The sequence below is a fragment of the Halosolutus halophilus genome (genome assembly GCF_022869805.1).
In the GTDB taxonomy this organism is placed as follows: domain Archaea; phylum Halobacteriota; class Halobacteria; order Halobacteriales; family Natrialbaceae; genus Halosolutus; species Halosolutus halophilus.
This window is the reverse complement of sequence record NZ_CP094974.1, coordinates 4,714,602-4,730,761: the sequence shown is the minus strand read 5'-3', so window position 1 is coordinate 4,730,761 and position 16,160 is coordinate 4,714,602. Positions and strand designations below refer to the sequence as shown.

The following is a 16,160-nucleotide window of genomic DNA, read 5'->3' as shown; positions in this document are numbered from 1 at the left end:
TGGGGGGAGAAGAGGCCGGAAGCGGGACGCTTTTGCACGGCCCCTCCGAACCCTCGGACATGGCTCAGGCATCCCAGGAGTTCGGCGAGTGGCCGCTCAAGCGGCTGATGACCGCGGTCGTCGGCTCCGGCCCGAAGTCCGCCGACGACATGACCCGCGAGCAGGCCCGCGAAGCGATGCAGCGCATCTTCGCGGGCGAACCCGACGAAACGACCCTCGGTGCCTTCTGGCTGGCCAACCGCTGGAAGCGAAACACCCCCGAGGAACTGGCGGCCTACACCGACGTCATGCGCGAGGAGTCGGTCGTCACCGCCGAACCCGACTGCGACCCGATCGACTGCGGCGCGAACTACGACGGCAAACACACCTCCGCCCTGCTCGGCGTCGGGGCCGGCCTCGTCGCCGCCGCCGCGGGCACGCCCGTCGTCGTCCACTCCGGCGATCGCGTCCCGACTCAGAAGGCCACGGCGTACAAACACGTCCTCGACGAACTCGGCGTCCGGACGGACCTCACGCCCGCGGAGAGCGCGGACATGGTCGACGAGACCGGGTTCGGATTCTACTACCAGCCCGCGTTCAACCCCGGTATCCACGACCTCTACGATCGGCGCGACCAGATGGGCGTGCGCACGTTCGTCAACACGATCGAGACGGTCGCCAACCCCGCGAACGCCGACGTCCACCTCGGCTCGTTCTATCACCTCGCGTTCGCGAAGAAGATGACCGACCTCATGGTCGAGAGCGCGGAACTCGGCTATTCGCGCGCGATCTTCTTCCAGGGAATGGAAGGCTACGACGACGTCCGACCCGGGTACACGAAGGTCGCCGAGTGGAACGAGAGCGAGGCGCGTAGCGCCTCGGACGATGCGAGCGGCGACGAGCCGCGAGCAGGCGACGAACTGGAGGACTACGAGATCGAGACCGCCACCTACGGCATGGAGATGGAGAGCGAGGATCTCGCGGTGGACGACGTCACGGCCGACTCCGCGTCGATCACCGAGGAGGTACTCGCCGGCGAGCGCGACGACCGGTTCGCCGACGCGATCGCGCTCAACGGCGCGTTCCGGATGTACGCCCGTCAAGACGTCGATAGCCTGGAGAATGGACTCGAACAGGCTCGTGACGCTATCGCGGACGGCAGTGCCCAGGCGGTGCTCAAAGACCTGCGCGAGTACTGAAACCCTCTCGCAGATTCACTCGCCGTCAGTTTCGTCAACAGCCTCGATCGCACGTTGGTATCGGTCGTCTCCGATCCAGAATTCCGCATCCCGAAGATGTTGTCAGTTAAGGTGATGAGGCCATCTTCACTTACCACTGTTTTCCTGGAAAGGTACCTATCCAAACATCGGCACCATTGATCGCCAAAATCATGAACGAATTTATGTAGCGGTCGTCCGATTGCGGAGGTATGCGACTCGATAACGAGACAGCGCTCATCACGGGTGCGGCGTCGGGCATCGGGAAGGCGACGGCCGAACGGTTCGCCGACGAAGGCGCACGGGTGATCGTGACGGACATCGACAGCGACGGCGGCCAGGCGGTTACCGAGAGCCTCCAGGAATCGGGGGCGGAGGCGGAGTTCTACGACCTCGACGTCACCGACAGCGAGGGGTTCCACGCGGTCGTGGACACGGTCGCCGAGGAGTACGGCCTCGATATCATCGTCAACAACGCGGGGACCGGCCACCCCTCGGCCCGCCTGGAGGACACCGACGACTCGATGCGGGACTTCGTCATCGACGTCAACGTCAAGGGCGTCTGGAACGGCTGTCACGCCGCCCTCCCGCACATGAAAGAGCAGGGCCACGGCTCGATCGTCAACGTCGGCTCGCTGGCGAGCATTCTCGGCCTGCCCAAGCAGGCGGCCTACTCGCTGAGCAAGGGCGCGGTGCTGAACCTGACCCGCGCGATCGCCGCCGAGGCGGGTCCCTACGGTGTGCGAGCAAACACCGTCTGTCCCGGCTTCACCGACACGTCGCTGCTCGAACAGTACCTGGCAACCCAGGACGACCCCGAGGCCGCCCGCGAGGCGATGGCCGAGGACTACCCGCTCAAACGCCTGGGCGAAGCCGAAGAGATCGCCGACGCCATCCTGTTCCTCGCCAGCGAGGAGGCCTCGTTCGTCAGCGGCCACGGTCTGGTGGTCGACGGCGGCTACTCGACCTGCTGATCGGACGGACAGCGTTTCGACGAGGAGCGGCCGACGGAACCGCGTTCTATCATAACGACTATGGTTCTCTTCTGAATACTCTCGACGAGTGACACCGTACGATTCCGTCCTGTTCGACAGCGATGGGGTTCTGGTCGAACCGCCTGCGTTCGAAATCCAGGCCGAGGCGGCCCGGGCCGCGTTCCGCGAGGTCGGCGTCGACGACCCGGACCAGCGGGACGTCGACGATATCGTCGCCGGTGTGACCGTCGATCGACTTCGCGAGATCTGTACGACGTACGACCTCGACGTGACGGCGCTCTGGAAGGCACGCGAGCGACAGGACGAGCGATCGCAGTTCGAGCAGTTCCGTGCCGGTTCTCGAGCGCGGTACGAGGACGTGACGGCGATTACGGATCTCGACCACCGCTTCGGGATCGTGAGCAACAACCACCACAGCACGATCGAGTTCGTCCTGGAGTTTTTCGACCTGAAGCCGCTGTTCGAGACCTACTACGGTCGTCCCAAGACGATCGAGAGCCTCGAGTTGAAGAAACCGAACCCGCACTACCTCGAACGGGCGCTCGCCGATCTCGACGCCGAATCGGCGCTCTACGTCGGCGACAGCGAGAGCGACGTGATCGCGGCCCACCGGGCGGGGCTCGACTCAGTCTTCGTCCGCCGATCACACCGCAGCGAGGCGACGCTCTCGACCCCGCCGACCTACGAGGTGTCGACGCTCCACGAGGTCGCCGACCTGGTGGCCGACTGAGTCGGTCGAACCCGCGTCCTCGGTTCCGGTCGGAGGCCGTCGCCTTCGCGATTTTCCGTCCGAGGGCGTCTCCTCCGTGACCACCTGTCCGGAAACGCCCTATTCGGGTTCCGTTCGAACGAGCGCGATGCTCGCGAGTTGATCGCCAGCCGTGACCGTCGCCTCCCTCGTGAGCGCGTAGCACAACCCGTCTCGATCGGCCGTCGCCACCTGTAGCTCCTCGTAGGTCGTCGGATCGTAGAGCGTCCCGAGATCCGCGCCGTCCGGCACGAACTGGCCGACCTCGAGCGACGGCCTCGGGCGGAAGAGGCCGGAACGGTTCGCGGTCACCTGTCCCAGGTGGTTCCGAGCGATCGTCTGGTCCCGATCGGCGACCTCGCCGCGGAGCATGTCGAGCGACCGGCAGACGTCGAATAGTCCCTCGACGCCCGTCTCGACGACGTCCTCGACGATCTGCTTGTTGTAGGCGAGTTCCGGCGTGATCGAGGGGATTCCTTCGTTGACAGCGGCGACGCGGAGTTTGCCGTCGAATCCCCGGCGGTGCCACTCGTCCGTAGCGTCGTCGTCGGCCTGCTCGGAGAGCAGGAGGTCGGTCCCGAACGCCGCCGCGAGGTCGCGCGAGCGCTCGTCACCCTCGAGGTAGACCACGTGGGGGAGCATGTTCGGACTGCCCGTGTGAAGGTCGACGACGGCGTCGGCCCGTTCGACGTACTCCCAGAGGCGGGCGGCCATCCGCTGGTGGAGGCTCCCCTCGGGGTCCCCCGGCCAGACCCGGTTCATGTTCGGGTTGACGCTGTCGAGTTGCTCGGGCGTCGTGTAGGAGACCCGATCGAACGTCAGCGGGTTCGTGACGGGGACGGCGATGATCGTTCCGGACAGCGATCGCAGGGAGAGGCGATCGTGAAACCGGCGGAGGGTCTCGGTCCCGTTGATCTCGCGGCCGTGCTGGGCCGCCTGCACGTAGAGCGTCGGCCCGTCCTCCGCCCCGCGATAGGTGTGGACCGTGGTCGTAATCTCGACGCCGGAGGGGAGCCTCGCGAGCGTCACCGACTCGGCGGTGTGGGTCCCGGCGGTCATGGCCGGGCGTACCACCTCCCGCGGTATGTACCTGCGGGAGGCGACGGCCGGCGGGGCGATCGTCGCGGAGACGATCCGGCGACGGGCGAACGTGAGGGGTTCCGGAAGGGGTGGTCCGAGACCACTATTGTTTTCCGTCGGCCCGCCGTCACCGAGAGTATGGGAGACGTTACTGCGACCCTGCACACCAACAGGGGCGACATCGAGGTCGAACTCTACGACGAACGCGCGCCGCGAACCGTCGACAACTTCGTCGGCCTCGCGACCGGCGGCAAGACCTGGACCGACCCCGAGACGGGCGAGGAAGTCGAGGGCGAACCGCTGTACGACGACGTCGCGTTCCACCGCGTCATCGAGGGCTTCATGATCCAGGGCGGCGACCCGACCGAAACCGGTCGCGGCGGCCCCGGCTACGAGTTCGACGACGAGTTCCACCCCGAACTGCGCCACGACGACGAGGGGATCCTGAGCATGGCCAACTCCGGCCCCGACACCAACGGCTCGCAGTTCTTCATCACGCTCGACGCCCAGCCCCACCTCGACGATCGTCACTCCGTCTTCGGAAAGGTCGTCGACGGAATGGACGTCGTCCGGGAGATCGGCAGCGTCGATACCGACCCGAACGATCAGCCACGAGAGGAGGTCGTGCTCGAGTCGGTGTCGGTCGACTACGAGTGAGGCGCGGGAACGAATCGACGTCGATCGACTCCGAGTACCCGATCGCGGCCGCGGTCCGTCCGGACTGGCGATCGGCCCCGTCCGGTCGCTGACGGCGGTTCGAGGCTGGAGCGGACCGAGATCTTTTATCGCATGCACCGCTGTGTGTGGCTAGAATGGGATCGTCTTCGCCCACTGATGCAACACACCACACCCGGATCAGACGGCAGGAGGTCGTCTCAGAACTCGGCCAGCAGGCCCTGGAGACCGACGATCTCGACCAGCTGCTGCACGATGCCACGGCGGCCGTCGCGGAGACGCTGGACACCGAGTACTGCGGCGTGCTCGAACTTGTGCCAGGCGAGGACGAGGGCGTTCTCAGACGTGGCGTCGGCTGGCAGGCCGGACTCGTCGGGGAGACGACGGTCCCGACCGACCGGGGTTCGCAGACGGGGGACACGCTCCGTACCGGCGAGCCGGTCCTCGTCGACGACGTGCGGGCGGACGATCGGTTCTCCGCCCCCGAATTACTCACCGATCACGACGTCGTCAGCGGTGTCAGCGTCCGTATCGGCTCGATCGACGACCCGTGGGGCGTAGTGGGAGCGTATACGACCGAACAGCGGGAGTTTACCGGGTCCGAGGCCACGTTCGTCCGGCACGTCGCGAACCTCCTCGCATCCGCCATCGAAAACGAGCGGGAGCGACGCGAACTCGAACGTGAACGCAAACGACAGGAGCGGCGCTTCGAGGCGATATTCGAGGACCCGAACATCCTCGTCGGCCTGCTCGAGCCCGACGGGACGGTGCTCGACATCAACGGGACGGCGATGGAGTACGTCGACGCCGACCTCGAGGACGTGACCGGCGAGCCGTTCTGGGAGACCCCGTGGTGGGGGACCGGCGACGAGGTCCGGGCCGACGTCGAGCGGTGGACCGAACGAGCCGCCGACGGCGAGTACGTGGACTTCGAAGCGGACCTCACGCGGCCGGACGGCCAGCGGTACACCCTGAACGGCGTCTTCAGGCCCGTCACGGACGACGAGGGGGACGTCGTCTCGGTCGTCGTCTCGGATCGCGACATTACCGAGCGCAGGGAACGGGAGCGCCGTCTCTCGAGGCTGATGGACAACGTTCCCGGGATGGTCTATCGCTGCCGGAACGAACGCGGCTGGCCGATGGAGTTCGTCAGCGACGCCTGCGACGAGTTAACCGGCTACGATCCCGAAGCCATCGAGCGCGGCGACGTCAGCTGGGGTACGGACGTCATGGTGCAGGCGGACTGCCAGAAGCTGTGGGAAACGATCCAGCGGGAGGCGGGCGAGGGCGAGACGTTCTCCGAAACCTACCGCATCGAGACTGCCGACGGCGACCAGCGGTGGGTCAGGGACTACGGCCGAGGCGTCTTCGACGACGCGGGCAATCTCGTCGAACTCGAGGGGATCGTCGCCGACGTGACCGAGCGCAAGCGCCTGGAATCCGAACTCGAGGAGTCCGAGCAACGGTACCGAACGCTGGTCGAAAACTTCCCGAACGGTGCCGTCGCCCTCGTCGACGAGGACCTTCGGTACCGGACTGTCGGCGGCGATCCCGTGGACGTGGCCGGCGTCACTACCGAAGAAGTCGAGGGGAAACCGATCCGGGACGCCCTGCCGTCGGGGTTGGCGGACGAACTCGGCCCGCGCTACGAGGCCGCGCTGGACGGGGAGTCGAGCGAGTTCGAGACGACGTCCAACGGTCGCGTCTACGACTTCCAGGTCGTCCCGGTTCGCGACGACGACGGCGAGGTATTCGCCGCGCTGGGGATGTCCCAGGACGTCACGGAGCGCACGGAAATCCAGCGCCAACTCGAGGAGTCGGAACGGCGCTATCGGACGCTGATCGACCACTTCCCGAACGGTGCGGTGGGACTGTTCGACGAGGATCTGCGATACCAGGTCGCGGGCGGCAGGGCCTTCGACGACATCGAGGACTCGACGGAGTCAGTCGTCGGCAAGACCCTCCGGGAGCGCTATCCGCCGGACCTGGCGGATCGACTGGAACCGAAGTTCAGGGCCGCCCTGGAGGGCGAGACGAACGCCTTCGAGATGGAGTTGCACGGACAGGACTGGATGGCGTACACGGTCCCCGTCACGGACGACGAGGGCGAAATCTCCGGGGGGATGATCATGGTCCAGGACATCAGCGAGCAGAAGGACCGCGAACGCGAACTGCGCGAGCGCAAGACGCACCTCGAGCGATACGAAACGATCGTCGAAGTGGTCAACGACGGGGTCTACGTCGTCGACGCTGACGGCCGGTTCACGATGGTCAACGAAACGTACGCGGAGATGCTCGGCTACACCCCCGAGGAACTCGTCGGTGCCGACGTCTCCATCGTCGTCGACGACGACGTCGTCGACCGAGTCGAAGAACTGCAGACGGCCACGGTGGAGGGACGCGTCGATCGGCCGACGATGGAGGCCGAACTCCGGACGGCGGACGGCGATCGCCTCCCCGTCGAGGCGACCTTCGCGACGGTTCCCGGGGACGACAGCACGTGGTATCGGGTCGGCGTGGTCCGGGATATCAGCGAACGGAAGGCGCGCGAACGACGGATCGAGGAGAGCGAGCGCCGGTACCGGACGCTCGTCGAGAACTTCCCGAACGGGTCGGTCGGCATGTTCGACGACGACCTGCGATACACCGCGGTCGGCGGACAGCTCCTGGATACGCTCGGCCTCTCACCGGAAGATCGGATCGGGAGACGCATCTCCGAGATTCACTCGGACGAGTTGCTCGCGGAGATCGAACCGTACTTCCACGCCGCGCTCGAGGGCGAAGAGAACTCGTTCGAGCTCGGGTTCGCCGACCGGTATCTGCACGCTCACACCCTCCCCGTCAGGAACGCAGACGGCGAAATTTTCGCCGGCATGCTCGTGGTCCAGGACGACACCGAACGGCGGGAGTACCAGCGCAAACTCGAAGAGTCGAACGAGCGGCTCGAGCAGTTCGCCTACGCCGCCTCGCACGACCTGCAGGAACCGCTCCGGATGGTCACGAGCTACCTCCGGTTGCTCGAGAACCGGTACGGCGACGCCTTCGACGAGGACGGCGAGGAGTTCCTCGAGTTCGCCGTCGACGGTGCCGATCGGATGCGCGAGATGATCGACGGACTCCTCGAGTACTCGCGGGTCGAGACGCGAGGCGATCCGTTCGAACCGGTCGACCTGGACGCCGTCGTCGACGAGGTGCTCGCGGACCTGCAGTTCCGTATCGACGAGAGCGACGCCGAGATCACGACGGCGGAACTGCCACGCGTCGAGGGCGACGCCAGTCAGTTACGCCAGGTCGTACAGAATCTCCTGTCGAACGCGATCGCGTACAGCGGCGACGAGCCGCCGCGCGTTCACGTCGGTGCCGATCGACGGGGCGGGAAGTGGGTCATCTCGGTCCGCGACGAGGGGATCGGGATCGATCCGGCCGATCAGGACCGGGTGTTCACCATCTTCGATCGGCTCCACAGCCGCGAGGAGTACGAGGGGACGGGCATCGGGCTGGCCCTCTGCGAGCGCATCGTCGAGCGCCACGGCGGCGACATCTGGGTCGAGTCCGAACCCGGCGAGGGGGCGACGTTCTCGTTCACGCTTCCCGCGAGCGACGATCGGTAGCGTCCCACCGCGGAGCCGGCGAGCGTGGGGGGATACCCCATTCGTTTAGCGCCGAGCGAACGAGGCGATCGTATGGACTGGACGGCAGACGACGTTCCCGATCAGGACGGACGGACGGTCGTCGTCACGGGCGCGAATAGCGGGATCGGCCTCGAAGCGACGCGGGAACTGGCGCGCAACGGCGCGACAGTGATCATGGCCTGCCGGAGCACCGACCGCGGCGAGGACGCGGCCAGCGATATCCGTGGCGACGTCCCCGACGCCGACCTCCGCGTGGTGGAATGCGATCTGGCGAGTCTCGAGTCGATCCGATCGTTCGCGGATCGACTCGAGGGCGAATCCCTCGACGTCCTGGTCAACAACGCGGGCGTCATGGCGATTCCGCGCTCCGAAACCGACGACGGGTTCGAGACCCAGTTCGGCGTCAACCACCTCGGTCACTTCGCGCTCACGGGCCTGTTGCTCGAGAACCTACTCGCGGCGGGCGACGACGAGCGGGAGTCGCGAATCGTCACCGTCTCGAGCGGGATGCACGAACGGGGCGAGATCGACTTCGACGACCTCCAGGGCGAGCGATCGTACGACGAGTGGGACGCCTACGCCCAGTCGAAACTGGCGAACGTGCTGTTCGCGTACGAACTCGAGCGCCGGTTCCGCACCGCGGACCTGAACGCCGCGAGCGTCGCGGTCCATCCGGGCTACGCGAACACGCACCTCCAGTTTCGCGGTCCCGAACAGAACGGCCAGCGGTTCCGGAAGGCCGCGATGTGGCTCATGAACACGGTGGTGGCTCAATCGGCCGAGAAGGGCGCGCTGCCGACGCTGTACGCCGCGACCGCGCCGGACGTCGAGGGTGGCGCGTACTACGGCCCCGGCGGACTGCTCAACATGCGCGGCCCGCCCGAACGACAGGCCTCTTCGGACCGATCCTACGACGAAGAGACCGCACGCCGCCTGTGGAACGTCTCGAGCGACCTGACCGGCGTCACCTACGACCTGCCGAGACCGAAGCCGGGACCGGAACCCGAATCCGGAGCACGTCGGTGACCGCCGCCACCGCCGATCGACCGTAACGCGAAAGGCGACGCACGCGAAGGGGTACGTAATGAGCGACCTGGACGCCGAAATACAGGATCCCAGCGACGTCGGATCGGCCGACGCGCCGCCGATCGAGGAAAAGCCCTACAAGATCATCTTCGAGGCGAATCGGTGCTTCGGCGCGGGCAAGTGCGCCGAGGTCAGCGACACCTGGGAGATGTCGATCGACTCGGGTATGGCCCAGCCCACCACCTACTTCATCGGCGAGGAGGACCTCGACCACAACGTCCGCGCCGCGGAGGTCTGCCCGGCGAAGAAAGACGACGGCTGTATCCACGTCGTCGATCGGCGCACCGACGAAGAGATCGCCCCCGATCCGCACGGTGACGGGACGCTGAGCGTCGACTGGTAGGGTCTCCAATCCGGCACGGACATCGAAACGCACATTCCCGGCGGGGGACTACTTGCGGGTGCGCTTCTGTGCGAGGGTAGCCAAGCAGGCCAACGGCGGTGGGCTTAAGACCCGCTCCCGTAGGGGTCCGAGGGTTCAAATCCCTTCCCTCGCATACCGACTCGAACGACAGTGAGAGTCGTGTATGCGAGACACGGGATTCGAACGAGAGAAGTCGCAGCCCGGACGTGAGCGAAGCGAACGACCCGGACCGTCTTGGGCGGGGTTCAAATCCCGTCCCTCGCACTGCTGTTGCTCTCGATTCGCTCACAACAGTAGCAGAAGGCCGAGAGTCGACGCTCGAACCCGATCGAGCCCAGTGAGACGGCGAGTCCCGTACAAGACGCTCGATCCCGAGCCAGTAACTTCGTGGAGACGCGTCCGAGTCGATCGGATCAGCCCCTGCCCGCCGATCGGCCGGAGGGTGCAGGGCGCACCGTTTCACGCGTTCGTCACGACTCGGCACGCGACGGACACCATGGGCGCTCCGGACCGCGATCGATCGACCGTCGAGGAGAACCGGATGGCGGCGATGATCGTCGTCGGTTCCGTCCTCGTCGCCGTCGGCCTCGCCATCCTCCACCGGTACGGCTGGCTCGAGGTCCTCGTCCCGGCGGGAGGGCCCGCGATCGACGCCGTGCCTCTGATCCTCTTCTTGATCGCGGTCGCGATCGCGCTGACGATCTGGGGCTGGAAACGGGTCCTCTCGTTCTTCGAGTGACGATCGATCGTACCCGACCGATCGGCCCCGTCAGAAGCGATCAGCCCGTCAGAACGGGTACTCCCGCGGCTCGCGCTGGATCGAGACCCACTTCGTCGTCGTGAGTTCCTCGAGAATCGAGTCGGCGTTGTACCGGCCCAGACCGGACTGTTTCATCCCGCCGAAGGGGACGTGGGGCTCGTCGTTCATCGGCTGGTCGTTGACGTGGATCATTCCCGTCTCGATCCCGTCCGCGATCCGGCGGGCCTGGTCGAGGTCCTCGCTGTGAACCGACCCGGAGAGGCCGTGGATCGTGTCGTTCGCCAGTTCGATCGCCTCCGCGTCGCTCGAATATGGGACGACGGGTGCGATCGGGCCGAAGTGTTCGTTACACGCGGCGGCCATGTCGTTTTCGGCGTCCGAGAGCACCGTCGGCTCCACGATCAGTCCGTCGTGGTCGCCGCCGGTCTCGACAGTCGCGCCGGCGTCGATCGAATCCTGCACGAATTCGAGCATCGTGTCCCGCTGGGTTTCGTCGATGACCGGGCCGATGATCGTGTCGTCGGCGGTCGGATCGCCTGTCGGAAGGCTCGTCGCGCGATCGGCCAGGGCGTCGACGTAGTCGTCGTACAGGTCCTCGTGGACGAGATGGCGGTTGATCGAGATGCAGGCCTGGCCCTGGTGGAGGAACGACCCGAAGACGCCGCCGTCGACGGCGCGATCGATGTCGGCGTTCTCGGTGACGACGTGGACGTTGTTCCCGCCGAGTTCGAGGGCGGGCAGCGCACAGTTGTTCGCGGCTTTTTTCGCGACCCGCTGACCGATTTCGGTCGATCCCGTGAACGCGAGTACGCGGGGAAGCTCGTGATCCGCGATCGCGTCGCCGATGTCGGAGCCCCGGCCGGGAACGACCGAAAGCACGCCCTCCGGAAGTCCGGCCTCCTCGAAGATCCGTGCGAGCAACAGGCCCCCGGTGATCGGCGTGTTCGAGGCGGGTTTGAGCACGACCGCGTTCCCGGTCGCGATCGCGGGCGCGACGGCCCGCATCGACAGGTGCAGGGGGAAGTTCCACGGCGAGATGACGCCGACGACCCCGGCGGGCTGGCGCTCGACCACGTTCTCCTTGCCGGGCACGATCGATTCGGCGTGTTGGCCTTTCATCCGGAACGGGTAGCTCGCCGCCTCCTGCATCATCCCGCGAGCGGTCTGGATCTCGACGTCGCTCTTGACGTGCGTGCTGCCCGATTCGCGGGCGAGCAACTCGACGATCTCCCCGCGGTGCTCGCGAACGAACTCGAGCGCCGCCGTCACGGCGCCCGCCCGGCGCTGGGGCGGCTGGTCGGCCCACGACGCCTGTGCGTCGGCGGCGGTCTCGTAGGCCCGATCGACGTCGTCCGTCGTCCCCGCCGGAACCGTCGCGATCGATTCGCGCGTGTAGGGGTTCTCGACCTCGATCGAATCTCGATCGCCGGGATCGGTCCACTTCCCGGCGAGATACAGCGCGTTCCAGCCCGAGTCGGGTGTCAGCGGGAGATCGTCCGGCATGGATGAGTGAACCGGCGCAGCGTCGATAAGGGAGAGACATGCACGGGCAAGCCGGCAGCTGAGGCTTGCGTGACGGTTTTACCCGTCCGACGCCTCTCTTCAGCCGTGACTACCGACCCCGAGATCCGTCGTGCGAGCGGCGACGACGCGGCTGCGATCGCACGCTGTTACCGGACAGCGTATGCGACGGCTGCCGAACTCGGGTACCGGACTCGCCTGGCCGACGTCGGCGCCGGGACGATCGGTTCGTGGTTCGATCGAGACGGGATCAGCTTCGTCGCCGAAGACGACGGGGCGCTGATCGGGACGCTTCGCCTGGTCGACGACACCGTGCCGAGCGTCGAACGCCTCGCGGTCGTCCCGGAACGTCAGCGGGAGGGGATCGCGACCCTGTTGCTCGATCGAGCCGAGGCCCTCGCCCGGGAACGGGGCGACGATCGGCTCCGACTGACGACGTTCAGGGACCACCCCTTCCTGCTCGAGTGGTACCGGTCACGGGGGTACGAACCGATCGGCCTGCCGGGGCAGCCGGGGTGGGCTGGCGAGTTCGTCTCGATGGAGAAGTCGTTCGTCGGCACGCCAGACCGCGGTGCCTCGGAGGAGAACGACCGCACGGCTCACTCCCGCTCGAAGTCCGACGACTCCACGTCGACCTCGACGTAGTCGGGCGGGACCCGGTCGGTAGTGTACGTTTCCACACCCCGTTTCGCGATCCGGTGACCGTCCGCGAGCATCCGCGCAGCGTCGACGACGAGCACGATCGGGTCGTTCGCGCGGCGACGGCCGACGCGACGCGCTCCCGCGCGGCTTCCCGACAGGTGGACCCGCTGCCGTGACATCGGTTGCAGCCCCTCCTCGCGGATCGATGCGAGGTTCCCGGGAGCGGTCCCGTGGTACAGTTCGTCGGGGACCGGCGCGTCGGTGGGTTCGAGGTCGACGTCTACGGAGTGGCCGTACGCGGCACGGACGCAACCGGCGATCGACTCGGCGGTCGACGCATCGACGTCGGGACGCTCGAATCGGCCCTTCGGGTCCGTCGCGATCACCGCGGCGACGTGCTCCGGGATGGCCCAGTCGTACCTGTCTTCGACCGCGTCGACGAGCGCGTCGTAGCTCACCCACCCCCGATCGTCGAGATCGAATTCCGCGTCGTCCGGAAAGTGCCGAAGTGCACCGCTCAAGAACTTCGAGAGTTGGCGTCGCTGGGGTCCCGACAGCAACTGCGCGCCGCGGGCACTGCAGACGGGACAGCGTTCGCGCTCGCCGCCGAACGGGCCGTGCTCCTCGCAGATTCGGATCGGCTCCGTCACGGGGGACACTGGTCGAGCCAGCGAAAAAGATCGATCGGTGGGGAGGGAGCAACGCGACCGGATTCAGCCCGGAGTCCCCCACCGAACGCGTGTCCGGCCGGATTCTAGCGAAACGGGTTTGGACGCGCTCACCCTGGTCTTCCCTATGCTCCCCGAGTCCGTCTGGGATCGACACGCGAATCCGAACAGCGGATGGAGTCGTCTCGCCACCTATCCCGTCCTCGTGTTCGCCCTCTACGCCCGGAAGTGGTGGCTGCTCGCCCTGACGGGACTGTTCGTACTCGTCAATCCGATTCTGTTTCCGGAACCCGATCCCGAAACGGCGACCGACGACTGGATGTTCCGGGTCGTGCGCGCCGAACAGCAGTGGACCGACGACGGCAACCCGCTGCTCGGGCTCGGGTTTCCGCAGGTGCTGAACCTCGTACAGGTTCCGGTGTTCTGCTACAATCTGTACGCTGCGTACCGACGACAGCCTGTTCGGACGCTCCTGGCGACGATCGCCACGATGGGGCTCAAACTCTGGTTCGTCGCCGAACTCGTCGATCGATACGCGCCCGACGGCACCGGGGCGGAGTGACCACGAACGGGGTCGCGATGCTCGACTGCGGGCCCTACTCACCGGTCCGGAACGACAGATCCAGCGACGGTGCCGAGTGCGTGAGCGATCCCATCGAGATCACGTCGACGCCCGTTGCGGCGTACTCAGCGACGGACTCGATCGTGATCCCGCCGCTGGCTTCGACGAGGACCTCGTCGTGGCCCTCCGCGCGGAGCCGATCGACGGCTGCCCGGTTCTCCGCGGGCGTCATGTTGTCGAGGAGGACGATATCCGCGCCCGCCGCGGCGGCTCGCGGTGCGTCGTCGACCACTTCGACTTCGACGTCGATTTTCGTCGCGAAGGAGGTCCGGTCCTGGAAGTGTTCGATCGCGCCCTCGAGTCCCATCTCGTTGACGTGGTTGTCCTTGACCATGACCATGTGCGAGAGATCGAGCCGGTGGGTGTCGCCGCCGCCCGCGACGACGGCCCGTTTCTCGATGCCGCGGAGGCCGGGCGTAGTCTTGCGGGTCGCGGCGATCCGGACGTCGTCGGACTCGGTGCGAACACGCTCGACGACGCTGTCGGTCCGCGTCGCGATCCCGGACGCGTGACCTGCGAGGTTCACGGCGACGCGTTCGCCGCGGAGCACGTCGCGTGCGGGCCCCTCGATGCGAAGGAGCGTGTCACCGGCCTCGATCGACGTTCCGTCCTCGGTCGACTCGCACACGTCGACATCGAGGTAGTCGAAGACGGCGCGTGCAGCGTCGAGGCCCGCGACGACGCCGGATTCCTTCGCGACGAGTCGCCCAGTCGTCTCGCCGGGGACCTGGTTCGTGACGTCGTGGTGGCCGACGTCCTCGCGGAGCCAGCGATCGATCTGCAGATCGGTGATCATGCGACTCGTTGTGCGCGGATGCGGGCCCGGTGAGAATAAAGCACCCGTTTTTGGAACCGTCCGCCCGGTCGGCGTCGACCGATACGGGCACGACCGCTGACGGTCAGGAAGACGTGACGCTCAGGATGCAAAAACAGTTACGTCGATCATCGCCCTGTTTCAGCCATGATCGACGTCCTCCTCGGTCCGCTCACCTCGCTGTTCGAGGGAGTACCCGCCTGGCAAGCGACCGCGCTGCTCGTGGGAATCTCGCTCGGGATTGCCGTCCTCCTCGAAGTTGTCGTCCTCCGGACGCTGCTGGGCTATACCAGTCGCACGAGGACCCAGTACGATTACATCCTCGTCCAGGAACTCCGGATACCGGTCGTTCTGACGGCCGCGCTGGCGGGCGTCTATTTGCTCACGCAGATCCCCTCGATCAGCGAGAACGTCCTGCTCTCGCCCGAACAGCTCGATACGTTCTTCGGGAAGCCGTCGCTGTCCGTCATCATCGTCGCGTGGGCCTTCGCCTCCAACCGGGTCGTCAACCGGTTCGTCGAGGAGATCAAGGACAGGGGCTCGCGCTTCGACTTCGCACCGGTCTTCTCGAACGTCTGGACGTTGATCGTGTTCGTCGGCACGATCGGCGTCTTGCTGTCGCTGTGGGAGTACAGTATTTCGCCGCTGCTCGGAGCGGCGGGCGTCGCGGGCATCGCCGTCGGTTTCGCCGCCCGAGACACCGTCGCCAATTTCTTCGGCGGTATCGCGCTGTATTTCGACGACACGTACAAACTCGGCGACTACATCGAACTCGACTCGGGCGAGGCCGGGACCGTCGTCACCGTCGGCGTCCGATCGACGACGCTGATGATGCGCGACGAAGTCCTCGTCACGGTTCCGAACGCGGCGTTGAACGCTGCGAAGGTCATCAACCAGTCGGCACCCCAGCGTCGGAAGCGACTCAAGATCCCCATCGGCGTCGCCTACGGGACGGATATCGACGCGTTCGAGGAACTCGTACTGGACATCGCCCGCGAGGAATCGCTCGTCCTCGATTCGCCGAAACCGCGGATGCGATTTCGAGCCTTCGGCGATTCGGCGCTCGAGTACGAACTCCTCTGCTGGATCCCGTCGCCGACTCGCGCCAGCAAAACGCGACACGTACTCAACCGGTCGATGTACAAGGCGCTAACCGCGGCGGAGATCGAGATTCCGTTTCCGCAACGCGACATCAATCTGCAGACGGCTACTGCGAGCGACGATGACGGCGCGTCAGATTCGACCGCATCGATCGGGACCGGATCGGAACCGATCACCTCCGAACGGCGACCGTAACGGCCACTCCTGGTCAGGGCGCGAACGGCGGCGCGTGTTCCCGCCGAGTCGCTACTGCGCT

15 protein-coding genes and 1 tRNA gene are annotated in these 16,160 nt (G+C 66.4%); 12 read left to right on the top strand and 4 right to left on the bottom strand.

Annotated elements, in window-relative coordinates:
• The first annotated feature begins 59 nt into the window (after positions 1–59).
• The 3 genes from MUG98_RS23425 (at position 60) to MUG98_RS23415 (ending at position 2,921) form a co-directional block, all read left to right on the top strand.
• A complete protein-coding gene (locus MUG98_RS23425; RefSeq protein WP_265109809.1) occupies positions 60–1,178 on the top strand; it encodes an anthranilate phosphoribosyltransferase in 1,119 nt (372 codons plus the stop codon).
• Between the two features lie 230 nt (positions 1,179–1,408).
• Positions 1,409–2,170, top strand: a complete 762-nt coding sequence (locus MUG98_RS23420; protein WP_265109808.1) for an SDR family NAD(P)-dependent oxidoreductase — start codon at positions 1,409–1,411, stop codon at positions 2,168–2,170.
• Between the two features lie 88 nt (positions 2,171–2,258).
• Positions 2,259–2,921 carry an HAD family hydrolase gene (locus MUG98_RS23415; protein ID WP_265109807.1) on the top strand — a complete coding sequence of 221 codons (663 nt, stop codon included), beginning with the start codon at positions 2,259–2,261 and terminating at the stop codon, positions 2,919–2,921.
• A gap of 99 nt (positions 2,922–3,020) precedes the next feature.
• Here MUG98_RS23415 and MUG98_RS23410 read toward each other — a convergent pair whose 3' ends face one another.
• Positions 3,021–3,998: a succinylglutamate desuccinylase/aspartoacylase family protein gene (locus MUG98_RS23410; protein WP_265109806.1), complete on the bottom strand. Its 978-nt coding sequence runs from the start codon at positions 3,996–3,998 to the stop codon at positions 3,021–3,023.
• 159 nt (positions 3,999–4,157) lie between these two features.
• Here MUG98_RS23410 and MUG98_RS23405 point away from each other — a divergent pair, with 159 nt between their 5' ends.
• From MUG98_RS23405 to MUG98_RS23380, 6 genes are all read left to right on the top strand, one after another.
• Positions 4,158–4,676: a peptidylprolyl isomerase gene (locus MUG98_RS23405; protein ID WP_265109805.1), complete on the top strand. Its 519-nt coding sequence runs from the start codon at positions 4,158–4,160 to the stop codon at positions 4,674–4,676.
• Between the two features lie 155 nt (positions 4,677–4,831).
• Positions 4,832–8,305 (top strand): PAS domain S-box protein, encoded by a 3,474-nt coding sequence (locus MUG98_RS23400; protein ID WP_265109804.1) that lies wholly within the window; start codon positions 4,832–4,834, stop codon positions 8,303–8,305.
• A gap of 72 nt (positions 8,306–8,377) precedes the next feature.
• On the top strand, positions 8,378–9,352 hold the full coding sequence (locus MUG98_RS23395; RefSeq protein ID WP_265109803.1) for an oxidoreductase: 975 nt from the start codon (positions 8,378–8,380) through the stop codon (positions 9,350–9,352).
• A 58-nt stretch (positions 9,353–9,410) separates the two neighbouring features.
• Positions 9,411–9,755: a ferredoxin gene (locus MUG98_RS23390; RefSeq protein WP_265109802.1), complete on the top strand. Its 345-nt coding sequence runs from the start codon at positions 9,411–9,413 to the stop codon at positions 9,753–9,755.
• 70 nt (positions 9,756–9,825) lie between these two features.
• Positions 9,826–9,909, top strand: a tRNA-Leu gene (locus MUG98_RS23385).
• 363 nt (positions 9,910–10,272) lie between these two features.
• Positions 10,273–10,515: a hypothetical protein gene (locus MUG98_RS23380; protein WP_265109801.1), complete on the top strand. Its 243-nt coding sequence runs from the start codon at positions 10,273–10,275 to the stop codon at positions 10,513–10,515.
• A gap of 48 nt (positions 10,516–10,563) precedes the next feature.
• Here MUG98_RS23380 and MUG98_RS23375 read toward each other — a convergent pair whose 3' ends face one another.
• A complete protein-coding gene (locus MUG98_RS23375; RefSeq protein WP_265109800.1) occupies positions 10,564–12,039 on the bottom strand; it encodes an aldehyde dehydrogenase family protein in 1,476 nt (491 codons plus the stop codon).
• A gap of 105 nt (positions 12,040–12,144) precedes the next feature.
• Between MUG98_RS23375 and MUG98_RS23370 the strand changes: the two genes are divergently transcribed.
• Positions 12,145–12,702: a GNAT family N-acetyltransferase gene (locus MUG98_RS23370; RefSeq protein WP_265109799.1), complete on the top strand. Its 558-nt coding sequence runs from the start codon at positions 12,145–12,147 to the stop codon at positions 12,700–12,702.
• Here MUG98_RS23370 and MUG98_RS23365 read toward each other — a convergent pair.
• The gene (locus MUG98_RS23365; protein ID WP_265109798.1) at positions 12,657–13,349 is read right to left on the bottom strand and encodes an RNA 2'-phosphotransferase; all 693 of its coding nucleotides are present in this window, start codon (positions 13,347–13,349) and stop codon (positions 12,657–12,659) included. The two genes, MUG98_RS23370 and MUG98_RS23365, sit on opposite strands and share 46 nt — an antisense overlap.
• 145 nt (positions 13,350–13,494) lie before the next feature.
• Here MUG98_RS23365 and MUG98_RS23360 point away from each other — a divergent pair, with 145 nt between their 5' ends.
• Positions 13,495–13,929 (top strand): DUF6653 family protein, encoded by a 435-nt coding sequence (locus MUG98_RS23360; RefSeq protein ID WP_265109797.1) that lies wholly within the window; start codon positions 13,495–13,497, stop codon positions 13,927–13,929.
• A gap of 34 nt (positions 13,930–13,963) precedes the next feature.
• Here the strand turns inward: MUG98_RS23360 and nadC are convergent, their stop codons facing one another.
• Entirely contained in the window at positions 13,964–14,785 is an 822-nt protein-coding gene (gene nadC / locus MUG98_RS23355) for a carboxylating nicotinate-nucleotide diphosphorylase (RefSeq protein ID WP_265109796.1), read from the bottom strand.
• Between the two features lie 165 nt (positions 14,786–14,950).
• On the opposite strand from nadC, the gene MUG98_RS23350 reads away from it, so the two are divergent.
• A complete protein-coding gene (locus tag MUG98_RS23350) occupies positions 14,951–16,099 on the top strand; it encodes a mechanosensitive ion channel family protein (RefSeq protein ID WP_265109795.1) in 1,149 nt (382 codons plus the stop codon).
• Positions 16,100–16,160: the final 61 nt, after the last annotated feature.